This is a genomic window from Planctopirus hydrillae, assembly GCF_001707835.1.
GTDB lineage: Bacteria > Planctomycetota > Planctomycetia > Planctomycetales > Planctomycetaceae > Planctopirus > Planctopirus hydrillae.
In genome coordinates, this window is record NZ_LYDR01000019.1 from 1 (window position 1) to 333 (window position 333).

General features: G+C 43.2%; 1 protein-coding gene. It reads left to right on the forward strand.

What is annotated here, in order from left to right:
* Positions 1–333 (forward strand): efflux RND transporter permease subunit (locus A6X21_RS01220; RefSeq protein ID WP_131818125.1); only part of this gene is annotated, 333 nt, incomplete at both ends.

Sequence of the window (333 nt, forward strand, 5' to 3'; positions counted from 1 at the left end):
GAATTTATTCCATCGCTGGAAGAAGGGGATTTTGCTGTGGAAATGAGAATCCTTCAGGGAAGCAATATCAGTGAAACCAAAAAGGTAACAACACAGGCTTCCGGAATTCTTCTAAAACAGTTTCCGGAAATACAGAAGATCGTTGTAAAGATCGGAAGTGCTGAAATCCCTACAGAACCAATGCCTATGGATGCCGGAGATATGGTCATTGTGCTAAAGCCTAAAAAAGAATGGACCTCTGCCAGCTCATTCCCGGAGCTTTCCGAGAAAATGAGCAAAGCTTTAAGTGTGATCCCGGGATTGACAACCAGTTTTCAGTTTCCTGTACAGATG